Here is a 16,547-nt window from a genome sequence, read left to right as displayed (position 1 = left end):
CTCATTCTGCCGGGAAGACGCCTTCGAGGCGGTCTTCCAATTCGTCATTGGCTTCGCGAAGCGCGGCGAGCGTCGCCTCGTCCGGCTGCCACAGGTTGCGGTCGCATGCTTCGAGCAGACGCCCTGCGACGCGCGCCGAGCTCTTCGGGTTGAGCTCCGACATGCGGCGGCGCATGTCGGCATCGAGCACGAAGGTCTCGGAAATCTTCTGGTAGACCCAGGGTGCCACCTGTCCGGTGGTCGCCGACCAGCCGAAGGTGCTGGTCACGTGGCCCTCGATCTGGCGCACGCCCTCGTAGCCGTGCTCGAGCAGGCTCTCGAACCACTTGGGATTGAGGGTGCGGGTGCGCGCCTCGAGGTCGATCTGCTCGGCGAGCGTGCGCACCTTGGTGTTCCCGCGGGTCGCATCGAGTATGTAGACCGGCGTCTCCTTGCCCTTGGCCCGCGCCACCGAGCGGGTGACGCCGCCGAGGCCGTCGACATACTGGTCGACGTCGTTGATGCCGAGCTCGACGCTCTCGAGGTTCTGGTAGGTAAAATCGACCGTGCCGAGCGCACTTTGGAACAGCTCGCGCTGCTGCACGGGCCTCCCCGAGACGCCGTAGCCGAAGCCCTTGTTGACCTCGAAGGCGTTGGCGAGCTCGTCCGGATCGGCCCAGACGCCGCCCTCGATAAGCTGGTTGACGTTGGCGCCGTAGGCCCCTTCGGCATTCGAGAAGACGCGGAGCGCCGCGGTCTCGAGGTCGCAGCCGTGCTTCTCCATCTGCGCGAGCGTGTGCTTGCGGATGAAGTTCGCCTCGAGCGGCTCGTCGGCCTGACTGGCGAGGAGCGCCGCCTCGGCGAGCATCTTGATCTGCATCGGCAGGAGGTCGCGGAAAATCCCCGAGAGGGTCATCACCACGTCGATCCGCGGGCGGCCGAGTTCCTCGAGCGGGATCAGCTCCGCTCCGGCAAGGCGGCCATAAGTGTCGCGGCGGGGCCGCGCGCCCATCAGGGTCATCGCCTGGGCGATCTGCACGCCTTCGGACTTCATGTTGTCGGTGCCCCACAGCACCATCGCGATGCTCTCGGGGAAGGGCTGGCCGCTCTCGACGTGCCGGGCGATCAGGCGCTCGGCCTGTTCGCGGCCCAGGCGGCAGGCGAAGGTCGAGGGCAGGAGGAAGGGATCGAAGCCGTGGATGTTGCGCCCGGTGGGGAGCACATCGGGGTTGACGATCACGTCGCCCCCCGGCGCAGGCAGCACGTAGCCGCCGTCGAGCGCGTGGATCAGCGAGCCCATCTCGTCCGACGAGTCGAGCAGCGCCGCGAGCCGCGCGCGGTCCGGGGTCGGGCCGTCGTGGCTGCCCGCCTCCATCATCGCATCGAGCATCTCCTCGCGCTCCGCGCCGCTCGGATTGCGGCCGAAGACGTGAAGACCGTAGGGGATCAGCGCCTCTTCCATCTCGTAGAGACGGTCGGGCAGTTCGCCGATCTCGGTGTAGGTGATGTCGAGCGCCTCGCACTGGTCGGCGATGAGCTGCTCGAGATCGGCGCGCTCCTCGGCGTGGTCGGCATCGCTGATCGTCTGCCGCCAGCGTTCGACGCTTGCCTTCAGTTCGGACAGGCCCTTGTAGAGCCCGGCCTGGGCGAGCGGCGGGGTGAGGTAGCTGATGAGGGTCGCGCCCGAGCGGCGCTTCGCCAGCATCCCTTCCGAGGGGTTGTTGGCGGCGTAGAGGTAGAAGTTGGGGGTCTCGCCGATCAGGCGGTCCGGCCAGCACTTGCCGCTCATGCCCGCCTGCTTGCCCGGCATGAACTCGAGAGCGCCGTGGGTGCCGAAGTGGAGGATGGCGTGGGCGCCGAAGTCCTCGCGGATCCAGCGGTAGAAGGCGCTGAAGGCGTGGGTCGGGGCGAAGCCGCCCTCGAACAGCAGCCGCATCGGGTCGCCTTCGATGCCAAAGGCGGGCTGGACGCCGACGAAGACGTTGCCGAAGTGCACGCCTTGGATGAGGATGTTGCCCCCGTCGGAAAGCTGCTTGCCGGGCGCCGGGCCCCAGGCCGCCTCGATCTCGGCGAGGTACTTCTCGCGGGCGACGTGCTCGTCGGCCGGGATCTTGTGGGCGACGTTGGCATCGGTGCCGTAGCGGTCCGAGTTGCCGCCGAGCAATGCATCGCGCATCGCTTCGACGCTCTCGGGCACGTCGACTGTGTAGCCCTCGGCCTTCAGGCGCTTCAGCGTCTCGTAGAGGCTCTCGTGCACCGCCATGAAGGCCGCGGTGCCCGTCGCGCCGGCGTTGGGCGGGAAGTTGAAGACGACGACCGCGAGCTTGCGCGCCGCGCGCTCGGAGCGCTTCAGGCGGATCAGCTGCACGGTCTTGGCAGCGAGCGCCTCGGCGCGCTCGGCGCAGACTTGCATCGGGCGGGCCTTCTCCGCGGCCGGGCGCACGCAGCGGCGCTCGCAGCCGTTGCAGCATTCACCCGCCCCGGCCCGGCCGCCGAAGACATGGGGCACGGTCGAACCGTCGAGTTCGGGAAGGGCGACCATCATCGTCGCCTCGAGCGGCAGCAGGCCCTGCGGCCGGTGCGCCCAGTCCTCGATGGTCTGGAACTCGATCGCATGGGCGGCAATGTAGGGCAGGTCGAGCTTCGCCAGCACCTCGCGCGCGGCCTCGGCGTCGGAATAGGCGGGGCCGCCGACCAGCGAGAAGCCGGTGAGGTTGACCACCGCGTCGACCGTGGGCCGCCCGTCGGGGCCGATGAAGAACTGCTCGATCGCGGGGCGCGCATCGAGGCCGGCGGCGAACACCGGCACCACCTTGAGGCCGGCGGCCTCGAAGGCGGCGATGGCGCCGTCGTAGTGGGCAGCGTCGCGGCCGAGCAGGTAGGAGCGCAGCAGGACGAGGCCCACCGTGCCTTCGCGACCTTCCGTGCGCGGCAGCAGGCGCAGGCTTTCCGAGATGCGCTGCTGGCTCCCCGGGTAGTAGACCCCCGTCTCGGGATACTCGATCGGCGCCTCGGCCTTGGTGATACCGCGGCGATACATCCGCTCACCCGCGGCATAGCGGTCGATGAGATTGCGGACCATCGCGACGACGTTCTCGTCCGAACCCGCCAGCCAGTATTGCAAGGTGAGGAAATAGGCCCGCACGTCCTGCGCGGTGCCGGGGATGAACTTGAGGATCTTGGGCAGGCGCCGCAGGGTCTTCATCTGCCCGGCAGCCGAGTTGCCGCCGCCCGGCTTCGAGGAGCCGCGCAGCTTCTTGAGCAGCGCGAGCGGGCCCTTGGCGGGCGCATCCATGCGGTAGGCGCCCATTTTGGTGAGGCGCACGATCTCGCCCGCGCTCATCGCGCAGACCATCGCGTCGCACGCCTCGCGCCGCGCTTCGAGCAGCGGCAGGACGATGCGGATGTGATCGTCGAGGAACAGCATCGTCGCGATGACGATGTCGGCCTCGGCGATCGCGGTTTTGAGGGCTTTGAGGTGCCCCGCATCGCTCGCCCATTCGGCGGCGGCGTGCAGCGTGAGGTGGATGCCTTCCTTGCCGAGGGCTTCCTCGGCGCGCATCACCGCGCCCTTCAAGTGGTTGTCGAGCGTGACGATCGCGACCCGGACGGGGGCGCGGGGATCCACGCTGGCGGCGGAGGGAACAGAGGGGACACTAGCGTGCATAGTGCGCCTTCGCATCATAGAGGGTTTCGAGGCAGATCTCGCGGCGGCCTTCGGCGGCGGCGAAGGCCTCGGTGTTGCGCTTGGCCTTGCCGCGCACGAAGAACGGGATCTTCTTGAGCTCCTTCTCCGCCTCGGCCGTCCACACGAAGGCGCTGTCGGCGGCTGGGGCGGGTGCGGCTTCGGCGACCGCGGCGGCTGTAGCCGGGGCTGGGGCGTAGGCCATTTCGGGCTCGCGCACCGGTTCGGGCGGCGCGGTCGGCGGCGGGGCGGCGGCTTGCGCCAGCGCGGCAGCGGCCCGGCGCGGGCTGTGCGCGGCGTGGTGCGAGGCGCCGGCCTCGTCGGAGAACTCGAAGTCTTCGCGGAACATGGTGAGGAGGTGCTCCTCGAGGCCCATGACCAGCGGGTGGACCCAAGTGTCGAATATCACGTTCGCGCCTTCGAAACCCATCTGGGGCGAGTGCCGCGCCGGGAAGTCCTGGACGTGGACCGGCGCCGAGATCACCGCACAAGGGAGCCCGAGGCGCTTGGCGATGTGGCGCTCCATCTGCGTGCCGAGCACCAGCTCGCACGCGGCATTGGCGATCGCCTCCTCGACCACGAGGTGATCGTCGGTGATCAGCGGCTCGACCCCGCAGCGCGCGGCCTCGGCCCGGATCTCGCGGGCGAACTCGCGATTGTAGCAGCCGAGGCCGCAGACCTCGAAGCCCAGCTCCTCGCGGGCGATGCGCGCGGCCGCGACGGCATGGGTGGCATCGCCGAAGATGAAGACGCGCTTGCCGGTCAGGTAGGTGGAATCCACCGAGCGCGACCACCAGGGCATCCGGGAAGAGGTGTCGCCGAGGGCAGGCGTGGGATCTGCACCTGCCAGCTCGGCGACGTCGGCGATGAAAGAGCGGGTCGCTCCCACGCCGATGGGGACGGTCCGCACGCAGGGTTGAGCGAAAGTCCGCTCGAGCCAGCGTGAGGCCTCATCTGCAATTTCAGGATAGAGGACGATGTTGAAATCGGCCGCACCGATGCGGGCGATGTCCTCGGGGGTTGCGCCCAGCGGGGCGACGAGGTTCACGTCGACGCCCAGCTGATCAAGGATCTTGCGGATCTCGACGAGGTCGTCGCGGTGGCGGAAGCCCAATGCCGTGGGGCCGAGGATGTTGGCAAGCGGGCGGCGGCCTTCCCGCGGCGCGCGCTTCAGGTCCTTGTCGGCGAGCGCGCGGACGATCTGGTAGAATGTCTCGGCCGCGCCCCAGTTCTCCTTGCGCTGGTAGCTGGGGAGCTCGAGCGCGATGGCCGGGCAGGGCAGGCCCATCGCTTCGGACAGGCCGCCCGGATCATCCTGGATCAATTCTGCCGTGCACGAGGCGCCGACGATGATCGCCTGCGGATTGAAGCGCTCCACCGCCTCGCGCGCCGCGTCCTGAAAGATCTGCGCGGTGTCCTTGCCGAGGTCTCGCGCCTCGAAGGTGGTGTAGGTGACCGGCGGGCGCTTCCCGCGCCGCTCGATCATCGTGAACAGGAGGTCGGCGTAGGTGTCACCCTGCGGCGCGTGGAGGACATAATGCAGCTTCTCCATCGCTGTCGCGACCCGCATGGCTCCCACATGGGGCGGCCCTTCATAGGTCCAGACGGCAAGCTGCATGGGTCTACACCTCCAGCAAGTCCCGGCGCCTGAGCGGCCGGGCAAAGAGTTCGGCAAGATCCGCGGCCTGGTCGAAACCGTGGATCGGCGAGAAGACGAGTTCGATGGCCCACTTGGTGGTGAGGCCCTCCATCTCGAGCGGGTTGGCAAGCCCGAGACCGCAGACGGTGATGTCGGGCTGGTCGGCGCGCACGCGGTCGAGCTGGCGCTCGACGTGCTGGCCTTCGCTGAGGCGCACCTGCGGCCCGATCCGGCCCAATTCGCGGGATAGGTGCGCGCGGTGGAGGTACGGCGTGCCCACCTCGATCAGCTCCATGCCCAGCTCGTCCTGCAGGAAGCGCGCGAGCGGCACTTCGAGCTGGCTGTCGGGCAGGAAGGTGATGCGCTTGCCTTCGAGCTGCGGCCGCAGGTTGGCGAGCGCCTTCTGCGCGCGGGCGCGCGGCGCTGCGAGGACCTGCTCCACGTGAATTTCGTCGATGTCGAACTCGCGGGCAGCGGCCTTGAGCCAGTCGCTGGTGCCCTCGGCGCCGAACGGGAACATCGCCTCGATCCGCTTCGCCCCGCGCGCCTCGAGCGCCATCGCGGTCTCTCCGAGGAAGGGCTGGGCGAGGATGTAACGGGTGTTCGGCCCGAGCGAGGGCAGGTTGCGGCCGTCGCGCGCCGGGAGCACGCCGACGCGTTCGATCCCGAGCTGTTTGAAGAGGCGCAGGAACTGGTCCTCGACGATGTCCGGCAGGCACCCGACGATCAAGAGCTCCTTGGGCGCATCGGCGGGAAGCGCGGGCATGACCGGGACGAGTGCGGCGAGGCAGGCGTCCTCCCCTTGCGTGAAGGTGGTCTCGATACCGCTGCCCGAGTAGTTGAGGATGCGCACCCGCGGCATATGGATCGCGCCCAAACGCTGGGCGGCCTTGGCGAGATCCAGCTTGATGACTTCCGAGGGGCACGAGCCGACCAGGAACAGCGTCTTGATGTCGGGCCGCCGCTCGAGCAGGCGGTTCACCACCCGGTCGAGTTCGTCCTGCGCATCGACCATGCCGGCAAGGTCGCGCTCTTCCATGATCGCGGTGGCAAAGCGCGGCTCGGCGAAGATCATCACGCCCGCGGCCGATTGCAGCAGGTGCGCGCAAGTGCGCGAACCGACCACCAGGAAGAAGGCGTCCTGCATCTTGCGGTGCAGCCAGATGATGCCGGTGAGGCCGCAGAACACCTCGCGCTGGCCGCGCTCGCGCAGGATCGGGCGCTGGGCCTCGGCGGCGGGGCGTTCGGTCAGCGCGATCTCGCTCGCGCAGCCTTCGAGCGTGGCGAGCGGGCTCATGCAGCGACCGCCTCGGGCGACTTCGCCCCTTCGAGCCGCGCCATGCGAAGTTTCCACAGGAATTGTGCGGCGTTGACGACGTAGGAGCTGTAGGCCGCGAGCGCGACGAGCATCCGCTGCTCGAGCGTGCCGTATTCGCCGAAAAGCATCACGAGGTAGAGCGTGTGCAGGGCGAGGACGAGCATCGAGACGACGTCCTCCCAGAAGAAGCTCTCGGCGAAGAGCCACTTGCCGAACACCACCTTCTCCCAGATCGAGCCGGTGATCATGATGGTGTAGAGCACCAGCGTCTTGATCACGATCGACACGTCCGCGGCAAAGGCGCCTTCACCCGTGGTGAGCGTGCGGACGACGAGCCCGAGGCTCACCAGGAAGACGAGAAACTGCAGCGGAGCGAGCACGCCCTGGACGATCGTCCAGACCGATTCGTCGCGACGGCGACGTTCGTCCGCGGTGTAGAGTGCCCGGCCCCTGCCCCTCTCGTGGCTCGCCCCGTGCACCTTGGTGCCAGGTTCGACCGGGGATGCCTGATCCATCCGAGTCATGCTTGCGTTAGCCTCTTTTTTCGGAATCGGATGATTACGCCTCCCAAATCGTGTGTCAACTCAATTGGACGTTCAGTTTGGTTGACGGCGGGGCTATCATAGGTAAGGTCGTTTGCGCGCGGTCCGAAAAGGGCGTAGATCGGAGTCGCCGGCTCTCATCGAACAGGGATAAGTCGGGAGACTCGGCCAATACCTGGTGCGGAAGGGTGCTCCGCACGACCTTGGGGAGAAGGTCCGAAACATATGGGAGTGTCCAAGACTTCAGGAATGTTAGGAGCGGGATCGGCGGTCTTGAGGGGCGTCATTGCCGCGCCTCTGGAGCGGGTCCGCCGCCGCGCCGCAGCGGCCGATGAGGACAAGGCCGACAATGTCAACTCGATCATCGAGAACCAGATCATCCCGCGCCTGCTGATGGCGCACACCACGTCCGACAAGGGCGCCCCTCGACCGCGCGGCGCGCGGGCCATCACGCCGGAAGAAGCCGCGCGCTTTGCCGAACTGCCGCTGCGCCTCGAGGCTGCCAGCCTGCTCGAGGAGGTCGACGGCTTCATCGCCAAGGGTGCCAGCGTCGAGACCATCTGCCTCGATCTGCTCGCCCCCGCCGCCCGGATGCTGGGCGAGATGTGGGACCGCGACGAATGCGACTTCCTCGATGTCACCATGGGCCTGTGGCGCCTCCAGGAAGTGATGCGCGAGGTCGCCGCCCGCTCCCCGGTCGAGGGCGGCGAGATCCACGCCCCTCGCACCGCATTGTTCTCGCCGATGCCGGGCGATCACCACAATTTCGGCGTCCTGATGATCGAGGAGGTCTTCACCCGCGGCGGGTGGCGGGCCGAGGCGCTGGTCAAGCCCGAGCGGCGCGAGCTGCTCGACAGGCTCGCCCACCAGCGCTTCGACCTTGTCGGATTGACGCTCGCGCGGGATTGCCCTAGCGCCGCGCTCGGCAATCTCGTCAAGGCGGTGCGCAAGGTCTCCGCCAATCCCAACATCATCGTGCTGGTCGGCGGTCGAATGATCAACGAAAACCCGGATATCGCGAAAGAAGTCGGCGCCGACGGCACCGGCGCCGACGCGCTCGCCGCGCTCGAACTCGCGAATTCCCTGGTGAAGACTGCCGCAGCCCGTGCCCTGAACCTCTCCTAGGGGGTTGCCAGGCGCCATGCTCACCCGCAAACATTCGATCGACGGCAAGCACCCTTTCGGGCGCGCAACGGCGCTGTTCGACAGTCTCGATGCGGATGCGGCGATGAAGCTGGCGATGATGGCGGGCGATGTCACGCTGGTGCTCGACGAGGCCGGCACGATCCTTGATGCAGCCTACGATCCGCGCGAGTTCCCGACCTTCTCGGGGCTCGTCGGCAACAACTGGATCGACACGGTTTCGGACGAATCCCGCCCGAAAGTCATGGAGATGCTCGCCGCCGCCCGGCGTGGGGAAGTGCAGCACTGGCGGCAGGTCAACCACGCCTCGCGCGAGGGCAGCGTGCCGATTCGCTACGCCGTCCTCAGCGTCGACGGCGGCCGCCACCGCATCGCCTTCGGCCGCGACCTGCGCGAGGCGGGCAAGCTCCAGCAGCGCCTGCTCCAGGTCCAGCAATCGCTGGAGCGGGACTACCTCAGGATGCGCCAGCTCGAGGCGCGCTACCGGATGCTGTTCGAGCGGTCGACCGAGCCGGTGCTGATCGTCGAGGCGGGCACCCTCCGCATCCGCGAGGCCAACCCCGCCGCGCACGCCCTCGTCGGCGCGCGGGCGGGAAGCCTGCCGGGCAAGAAGCTGTTGAATTTCATCGATCGCAACTCGCATGAGGCGGTCTCGGGACTGGTCGGCGCGGCGCTCGCCTCGGACACGATCAGCCCGGCGCGGATCCGCATCGCCCGCGGCTCGCGCGAGGTGATGGCGGTGGTGAACGGCTTCACCCAGGATCGCGGCCAGTTCCTGCTGGTTCGTCTGGTCCCCGCCACCGATCGCCCGGCGGCCGAGTTCTCGCCGGTCCTCTCGCTCGTCGACCAGATGCCCGATGCCTTCGTGGTTGCCGACAGCAATCTCGAAATCGTCACCGCCAACGCCGCCTTTGTCGAGCTTTGTCAGGCCGCTAGCGTCGATCAGCTGCGCGGGCGGCACCTTTCGGAATCGATCGGTCGGCCAGGCATCGATCTCGAGCTAATCGAAGGCCAGATCGACCAGCACGGCGCCGCGCGCAACGTCGCCACCATCCTCAGGGTAGGCGGCGACATCGAGGGCGAGCCGGTCGAGCTTTCCGCCGTGCGCACCGCGGGGGACGAGGGCTATTACGCCTTCGTGATCCGCCCCATCGGCCGGCGGCTGCGCGACCTGCCGCCCGGCAGCCAGGACCTGCCGCGCTCGGTCGAACAGCTCACCGACCTCGTCGGCCGGATGAGCCTCAAGGACATCGTGCGCGAGAGCACCGACCTGATCGAGCGCCTGTGCATCGAGGCGGCGCTGTCCTACACTTCGGACAACCGCGCCTCGGCCGCGGAAATCCTCGGCCTTTCGCGCCAGAGCCTCTATTCCAAGCTCCACCGTTACGGCCTCGGCAACCTTGCCGGTGACGCCGAATAGGCCCGGCCTGTAGGGCTTTGGGCCCTTTTCGGGGAACGTCGGGCAAGGCCCGGCCTGGCCGGGGCTGGAGGGGGTCTGGGAGGGGTGTGAACGGGGCCGAGACCTTGCCTGGGTCCTGCCAAAACGCCTCTGCCCGCAGCACCGGCCGCCGCGCGTGAATTCCAACCGATCGGATTGCCTGACAGGCGGGCGCTGGACATTGTTTCTCGTGGGTTAACCTATCTGAACGCTAATTCCGGTGTCGTCCGGGAACAGAGTGTCCAAAAAAGTTGACGGTGTTGCTTGTCATGGTAGCCTTTGCACATGGAGCAGTCGGTATCATCGAATCGCACCGCCCCCACCGGCTTCGCGCCCGCGCGCGCCGGGATGCGTCCGGGCGACGTGCTCGAACTTCTCAAACCCATCACCTGGTTCCCGCCGATGTGGGCCTTCATGTGCGGCGCGGTGTCGTCCGGCGCAGGGCTGGAGGGTCGCTGGTGGTTCGTCGCCGGGGGTGTCCTCCTGGCCGGGCCGCTGGTGTGCGGCACCTCGCAGGCCGTGAACGACTGGTTCGATCGCCATGTCGATGCCATCAACGAGCCCGATCGGCCAATCCCCTCGGGGCGCATTCCGGGGCGCTGGGGGCTCTATATCGCCTGCATCATGACGGTGATCTCGGCGAGCGTCGGATGGGCGCTCGGCCCGCTGGTCTTCGCCGCCGCGCTGGTCGGCCTCGCCTTCGCCTGGGCCTATTCCGCGCCGCCGTTCCGCTTCAAGGCGAACGGCCTCGTCGGCCCGCTGGTCTGCGGCCTCACCTATGAGGGCCTGAGCTGGTTCACCGGCGCGACCGTGCTCGCCGGCACCGCGCCGACGGTCGAGAACGGCATCATCCTGTTCATGTATTCGTTGGGCGCGCACGGGATCATGGTGCTCAACGACTTCAAAGCCGAGGAGGGCGACAGGCAGGCCGGACTCACCTCGCTCCCCGTCACGATGGGCGTGACCGAGGCGGCGCGCTTCGCCTGCACGACGATGGCCTCGGCGCAGATCGTCGTCATCTGCCTGCTCGCGATCTGGGGCTACAACGCCTCGGCGCTGGTGGTGACCGGCGTGCTCGCCGGGCAGATCGCCGCCATGCCCAAGCTGATCCGGGATCCGGCCAAATATGCCCCGTGGTACAATGGCGTGGGCGTCACGCTCTACGTGCTGGGGATGCTCGCGTCCGCGCTCGGGCTCGGGGGCTACATCTGATGCACGGCAGGCTGCCCGAAGCGCAGGCGAGGGCAGGATTCGGCTGGCTCGGGATCGCGCGCATCGGGATGGTGCAGGCCGCGATCGGCGCGCTGGTGATGCTGGCGACGACGGTGCTCAATCGCATCATGGTGGTCGAACTCTCGCTTGCCGCGGCGATCCCGGCAGGGCTGGTGGCGTGGCATTACGGCGTGCAGCTCGCACGCCCGCTGTGGGGCCATGGCTCTGACAAGGGTGCGCGGCGCACCCCGTGGATCGTCGGCGGCCTTGCCGTGCTGGCGGCGGGCGGATTGCTCGCGACCTGGGCGACGCTGCTGATGGAGGCGAGCTTCGCCCTCGGCTTCGCGCTTGCCGTCTTCGCCTATGCGCTGATCGGCGTGGGCGTGGGAGCGGGGGGCACCTCGGCACTGGCGCTGCTGGCGTCGGGCGTCGCGCCCCAACGCCGCGCGGCCGCCGCCGCGCTGACCTGGATCATGATGGTCGGCGGCATCGTCGCCTCGGCGATCATCGTCGGCAGCTTGCTGAAGCCCTACAGCCCGGAACGCCTGATGGAAGTCGCGGGCGGCCTTGCGGCGGTGATGGTGGCGCTGGTGGCGGCGGCGACCTTCCGGCTCGAGCGGCAGGCCGGCTCCTTCCGCGACGAGGCGACGGGCGATGCGCCCGCGCCCGATTTCAAGGCCGCGATCCGCGAGATCTGGGCCGAGGCCGCCGCGCGCCGCTTCACCATCTTCATCTTCGTCTCGATGATCGCCTTTTCGATGCAGGACCTGATCCTCGAGCCCTTTGCGGGGCTGATCTTCGGCATGGCACCGGGGGAGAGCACCAAGACCGTCGGCCAGTTCCACCAGGGCGGTATCCTGATCGGCATGATCCTCGCCGGGATCGGCGGCAGCGCCTTTACGGCCAAGCGGCCCGATGGCCTCAGGCCCTGGGTGGTGGGCGGCTGCCTCGCCTCGGGGCTCGGGCTCGGGGGGCTGGGGCTTGCCGCGGTGAGCGGGCCGCCCTGGCCGCTGGAGGCGAACCTCATGCTGCTCGGGCTCGGCAACGGCGTCTTCGCGGTCTCGGCGATCGGCGCGATGATGGGGCTCGCGGGCGCGGGCGAGACCACCCGCGAGGGCGTGCGCATGGGCGTATGGGGCGCATCGCAAGCCATAGCCTTCGGGCTCGGCGGATTGCTGGGCGCGGTCGGGCTCGACATCGCCCGCACGCTGCTCGCCACCGACGGCGCGGCGTTCCGGATGATTTTCGCCATCGAGGCGGCGGCCTTCCTGCTGTCGGCGCTGCTCGCGGTCAAGGCGACCGGCGGGGCGGCGCTCAGGGCGGGCCTTGCACAACGGGAGAGGGAGCAGTTCGCATGAACCAGACGATCTACGATGCCGTCATCATCGGCGGCGGACCTTCGGGCGCGACCGCGGCGACCGACCTCGCGCTGGCCGGCCATTCGGTGCTGCTGATCGAGCGCGGCGGGCGCATCAAGCCCTGCGGCGGGGCGATCCCGCCCCGGCTGCTCGCCGATTTCGACATCCCGCAATCGCTGCTGGTCGCCAAGGCGCGCTCGGCGCGGATGATCGCGCCCTCGGGCCGGGCGGTCGACATGCCGGTCGGCGAGATCGGCTATGTCGGGATGGTCGACCGCGACGAGTTCGACGAGTGGCTGCGCGAGCGCGCCCGCAATTCCGGCGCCGAGCGGCTCACCGCAACCTTCGAGAAGATCGAGCGCGACGACCAGCCGCACCCGATCGTCACCTTCCGCCGCACCCGGGGCGGCCCGATCGAATCCGTGCGCGCCCGCGTGGTGATCGGCGCCGACGGCGCGCGCTCGGCCGTCGCCAAGCAGTGCCTCCCCGGCGCCGAGCGCGTGCCCTGCGTCTTCGCCTATCACGAGATCATCAAGTCGCCGCCCCGGAACACCGAGCAGTTCGACGCCTCGCGCTGCGACGTCTTCTACCAGGGCCGCCTCTCCCCCGATTTCTACGCCTGGGTCTTCCCCCACGGCGAGACCGCGAGCATCGGGGTGGGGAGCGCCAACAAGGGCTTCAGCTTGCGGGGCGCGATCGCCACCATGCGCGACGACCTCGGGCTCGACCGCTGCGAGACGGTGCGCCGCGAGGGCGCGCCCATTCCCTTGAAGCCGCTGAAGCGCTGGGACAACGGCGCTGACGTGATCGTCGCCGGCGATGCCGCGGGCGTGGTCGCCCCGGCCTCGGGCGAGGGCATCTACTATGCCATGGCCGGCGGCAGGCTCGTGGGCGAGGCAGCCGCCGCCTTCCTCAAGACGGGCGAGGCCAAGCATCTGAGGACCGCGCGCAAGCGGTTCATGAAGGAACACGGCAAGGTGTTCTGGATCCTCGGGATCATGCAGTATTTCTGGTACTCGTCCGACAAGCGCCGCGAGCGTTTCGTGACGATCTGCGACGACAAGGACGTGCAGGAACTGACCTGGCAGGCCTATATGCACAAGAAGCTGGTGCGCGCGAAGCCGCTCGCCCACGTCAAGATCTTCCTCAAGGACACCGCCCACCTGCTCGGCCTCAGGCCCGCGACCCGGTAGGATGGGCCGGGCCGCAAAGCCGTTGCAGGGGACGCGCGCGGGGCCTAGATTCGCGGTCATGAAGCCCACGGTGATCATCCCGGCGGTCGTCGCGACCGTGGCGGCGCTGTGCGTCGCGGCGCTGGGCGCGACGGTGACGGATCTCGGGCCCTGGTACCAGGCGCTTGCCAAGCCCGACTGGAACCCGCCCGACGTGGTTTTCCCCATGGGCTGGACGGCGATCTACGCGCTGATCACGGTCTCCGGCATCACCGCCTGGCGCGCCGCGCCGACTTCGGCGCAGGCCGAGTGGGTGATCGGGCTGTTCGCTCTCAATGGCTTCCTCAACATCACCTGGTCGATCCTGTTCTTCCGCTTCCAGCGCCCCGACTGGGCGTTCTGGGAGGTGACGCTGCTGTGGCTCTCGATCCTCGCGATCATGATCTACGTAGCGCGCTTCTCGCGCAGCGCCGCGCTGCTGCTGGTGCCCTATCTCGGCTGGGTCAGTTTCGCAGGCGCCCTCAATTGGGCGGTCGTCCAGCTCAACGCCCCCTTCGGCTGAGACCGCGGGCGCGGGGCAGGGCAGGGCAGAGCCGGAGCTTTCCCGACATGGAGCAGCTCTTCGCGAGCGGCCACGCCGCCGACGTGATCCTCGCCGTGCTGGCGGTGGAGGCGGCCTGGCTCGCCCTCGTCCGGCGCTGGAGCCTTGCCGCGGTGCTCGGCCTGATCGGACCCGCCGCGCTGATCGTGCTCGGCCTGCGCGCGGCGCTCACCGGCGCCGACTGGTGGTGGATCGCCCTGCCGCTCGCCGCGTCGTTGCCGCTGCACCTCATGGACCTGCGCGCGCGCCTCGAGGATTGAAGCAAGGGTCCGAGCACGCCTTGCGGGCCTGATCGGCTCCGCTTTCGCTCCGGTCCGCCCGTCATCCCCGCGAAGGCGAAGCCGAGCGCCCGCTCATCCCCCTTTCCCGTCATCCCCGCGAAGGCGGGGGTTGAGCGACCCAGGGCGGTTCACGCGGCAGAGCCTGGAGTGGCCCCGTGCCTGCGCAGGGTCGCCGCCCGATCGACCTTGCCCCCCGCCACCCAACAGAAAACCCGGCCAGGCTCGTGCCTGACCGGGTTTCTGCGTCTTGGCGTGACGAAGCCGGACCTTGCGGCCCGGCTCCTTCCTTACTTGTTGCCGGCCGCAGCCTGGGCTGCACCGGTCGGGTCGTAGTGGATCGTTTCCGGCGCGTAGTGGTGCTCCTGCGCCCACAGGTACCAGTTGTCGACCACCGTGCCGGTGAGCAGGATGCCGATCCCGCCGGTCAGCGTGGTCAGCACCGCGAACCACCAGGCCCAGCGGTGGATGGATTCGAACGAGGCGTTGAAGCCCATCACCCACCGCCAGAACAGCGCGCCGCGCTCCGCGGCGGTGCCGCGGTCGGTGATCTGTTCGATCTCGCGTTCCCCGCCGTAGCGGCCGAGCGCCAGGATCGTCGCCCCGTGCATCGCGAACAGCACCGCCGACCCGTAGAGGAAGACGATCGAGAGCGCGTGGAACGGGTTGTAGAACAGGTTCCCGTAGGTCAGCGAGAAGTTGTTGGTCCAGTCGAGGTGGCTGAAGATGCCGAACGGCACCGCCTCCGACCACTGGCCCAGCAGCATCGGGCGGATGAAGCCGAGCACCAGATAGAGCCAGATGGCGCTGGCGAAGGCCCAGGGGATGTGCATCCCCATGCCCAGCGCCTTGGCGCGGCGGTAGGTGCGCAGCCACCACAAGAGGATCGAGCTCGTCAGGAAGAAGCCGGCAAGGATCCACCAGCCGCCTTCCTTCAGCGGCACGAACGGGCTGAACCCGTATTCCGGTGCCGGCGGGTTCAGCGTGAGCCAGAAGAACTCGCGCATGAAGGTCTGCGGGCTCCACCCGGCCTGCGCCCAGAAGTTGAGGCCGATGATGAGGATTGCGAGCGTGCCGCACGCAAGGCTCAGCACCCCGGTCCAGCCCAGATAGATCGGACCCCACTGGGCCTGGCCGATCTTGCCGAACCAGTAGGTGTGGCCGGTGAAGGGGAAGCGGATGTCCTCCCCCTCGGGCAGGGGGATGCCCATTTCGGGCGGCCCCTTCACCTGCACCTGGGTAAAGATGTTCTGATAAGTCGCCATGGTTCAGGTGCTCCTTACGACCAGATCGGGATCTTCTTCCAGAAATCCCAGAATTCGATCCAGCTGCCGACATACAGAGTGCCGGAAATGACGATGCAGATGGCGCTCCAGAACCCGGCGGAAAGCGCCAGGAAGAGCCCCACCCGGTGGATGCCGAGCGTGCCGACCGAATAGCCGATGAAGTCACGGAAATAGGTGTCTTCGTATTCGGGCGACTTCACGTCGGTGCCCCCGCTCGGGTTGACCGCCGAGAGGACGAGGCCGCCGTGCAGAGCGAGCGCGAGACAGTTCGTGAAGAAGAAGCTGATCGCGAGCATGTGCACGGGGTTGTAGTGGAAGTTGCCGAAGGCGTAGCCGACGTTCGAGACCCACTCGAGGTGGGTCCAAATCCCGTAGGGAAAGCCGTTGCCCCACGCGCCCATCCACAGGGGACGGATGACGTTGAGTGTGACGTAGGCGAAAACGGCGACGCTGAAGGCGATCGGCACGTGATAGGCCATGCCGAGCTTGCGCGAGATCTCCGCCTGCCGCAGCACCCACGAGCTGAAGGCGACCACCGCACAGCAGGTGATGATCTGCCAGTAGCCGCCCTGCTTGAGGGGGGCCAGCGACAGGCCATATTCGATCGGCGGCGGGTTGATCGAGATCAGCCAGGGGTTGAGGGTCGGGCCCTGTGTCGCGGCGGCGAAGATCAGCGCGGTGCCAAGCAGCGCGCTGATTGCCGTCGTCACTCCAAAGAATCCGACATAAAACGGCCCGACCCAGAAATCGAAAAGGTCGCCGCCGATCAATGTGCCACCGCGGACGCGGTATTTCCGCTCGAAACTAAGGAGCGCCATAGGTCCATCCTCCCCGCCCGAGGGCGGGTTCAAAAGGTTGCTTTATCCGAGTGTTAGGAGGCAGGCAGGCGAACCTGC

13 protein-coding genes are annotated in these 16,547 nt (G+C 68.2%); 7 read left to right on the top strand and 6 right to left on the bottom strand.

Annotation, left to right across the window (positions count from 1 at the left end; genetic code table 11):
• Position 1: 1 nt before the first annotated feature.
• Genes OPU67_RS07520 through bchF form a run of 4 tightly spaced genes read right to left on the bottom strand, consistent with a single transcriptional unit; the run spans position 2 to position 7,136 of the window.
• Positions 2-3,646, bottom strand: coding sequence for a magnesium chelatase subunit H (locus tag OPU67_RS07520; protein ID WP_267618833.1), 3,645 nt, complete (start codon positions 3,644-3,646; stop codon positions 2-4).
• Complete coding sequence (bchB, locus tag OPU67_RS07515; protein ID WP_267618832.1) at positions 3,636-5,282, bottom strand: ferredoxin:protochlorophyllide reductase (ATP-dependent) subunit B; 1,647 nt, start codon at positions 5,280-5,282, stop codon at positions 3,636-3,638. Before bchB ends, OPU67_RS07520 begins: the two co-directional genes overlap by 11 nt.
• Positions 5,283-5,286: 4 nt before the next feature.
• Positions 5,287-6,600, bottom strand: a complete 1,314-nt coding sequence (locus OPU67_RS07510; RefSeq protein WP_267618831.1) for a ferredoxin:protochlorophyllide reductase (ATP-dependent) subunit N — start codon at positions 6,598-6,600, stop codon at positions 5,287-5,289.
• Positions 6,597-7,136, bottom strand: coding sequence for a 2-vinyl bacteriochlorophyllide hydratase (bchF, locus tag OPU67_RS07505; protein ID WP_267618830.1), 540 nt, complete (start codon positions 7,134-7,136; stop codon positions 6,597-6,599). Before bchF ends, OPU67_RS07510 begins: the two co-directional genes overlap by 4 nt.
• A gap of 300 nt (positions 7,137-7,436) precedes the next feature.
• Here bchF and OPU67_RS07500 point away from each other — a divergent pair, with 300 nt between their 5' ends.
• From OPU67_RS07500 to OPU67_RS07470, 7 genes are all read left to right on the top strand, one after another.
• A complete protein-coding gene (locus OPU67_RS07500; protein WP_267618829.1) occupies positions 7,437-8,288 on the top strand; it encodes a cobalamin B12-binding domain-containing protein in 852 nt (283 codons plus the stop codon).
• Positions 8,289-8,304: 16 nt separating this feature from the next.
• Positions 8,305-9,726, top strand: a complete 1,422-nt coding sequence (gene ppsR, locus OPU67_RS07495; RefSeq protein WP_267618828.1) for a transcriptional regulator PpsR — start codon at positions 8,305-8,307, stop codon at positions 9,724-9,726.
• A 303-nt stretch (positions 9,727-10,029) separates the two neighbouring features.
• Complete coding sequence (gene chlG / locus OPU67_RS07490; protein ID WP_324255357.1) at positions 10,030-10,956, top strand: chlorophyll synthase ChlG; 927 nt, start codon at positions 10,030-10,032, stop codon at positions 10,954-10,956.
• Positions 10,956-12,314 (top strand): BCD family MFS transporter, encoded by a 1,359-nt coding sequence (locus tag OPU67_RS07485; RefSeq protein ID WP_267618827.1) that lies wholly within the window; start codon positions 10,956-10,958, stop codon positions 12,312-12,314. Before chlG ends, OPU67_RS07485 begins: the two co-directional genes overlap by 1 nt.
• Positions 12,311-13,507 carry a geranylgeranyl diphosphate reductase gene (locus tag OPU67_RS07480; RefSeq protein ID WP_267618825.1) on the top strand — a complete coding sequence of 399 codons (1,197 nt, stop codon included), beginning with the start codon at positions 12,311-12,313 and terminating at the stop codon, positions 13,505-13,507. Before OPU67_RS07485 ends, OPU67_RS07480 begins: the two co-directional genes overlap by 4 nt.
• A 58-nt stretch (positions 13,508-13,565) precedes the next feature.
• Complete coding sequence (locus OPU67_RS07475) at positions 13,566-14,048, top strand: TspO/MBR family protein (RefSeq protein WP_267618824.1); 483 nt, start codon at positions 13,566-13,568, stop codon at positions 14,046-14,048.
• 47 nt (positions 14,049-14,095) lie between these two features.
• Positions 14,096-14,347 carry a hypothetical protein gene (locus OPU67_RS07470; RefSeq protein WP_267618822.1) on the top strand — a complete coding sequence of 84 codons (252 nt, stop codon included), beginning with the start codon at positions 14,096-14,098 and terminating at the stop codon, positions 14,345-14,347.
• 308 nt (positions 14,348-14,655) lie between these two features.
• On the opposite strand, the gene pufM is transcribed toward OPU67_RS07470, so the two are convergent.
• Both pufM and pufL read right to left on the bottom strand, forming a co-directional pair.
• Positions 14,656-15,630, bottom strand: a complete 975-nt coding sequence (gene pufM, locus OPU67_RS07465) for a photosynthetic reaction center subunit M (protein ID WP_267618818.1) — start codon at positions 15,628-15,630, stop codon at positions 14,656-14,658.
• 14 nt (positions 15,631-15,644) lie between these two features.
• A complete protein-coding gene (pufL, locus tag OPU67_RS07460) occupies positions 15,645-16,469 on the bottom strand; it encodes a photosynthetic reaction center subunit L (protein ID WP_267618816.1) in 825 nt (274 codons plus the stop codon).
• Between the last annotated feature and the right edge of the window lie 78 nt (positions 16,470-16,547).

The organism is Erythrobacter sp. WG, from assembly GCF_026586795.1.
In the GTDB taxonomy this organism is placed as follows: Bacteria; Pseudomonadota; Alphaproteobacteria; order Sphingomonadales; family Sphingomonadaceae; genus Erythrobacter.
The sequence above is the reverse complement of the archived record's forward strand: the minus strand, read 5'-3'. Positions and strand labels throughout refer to the sequence as shown.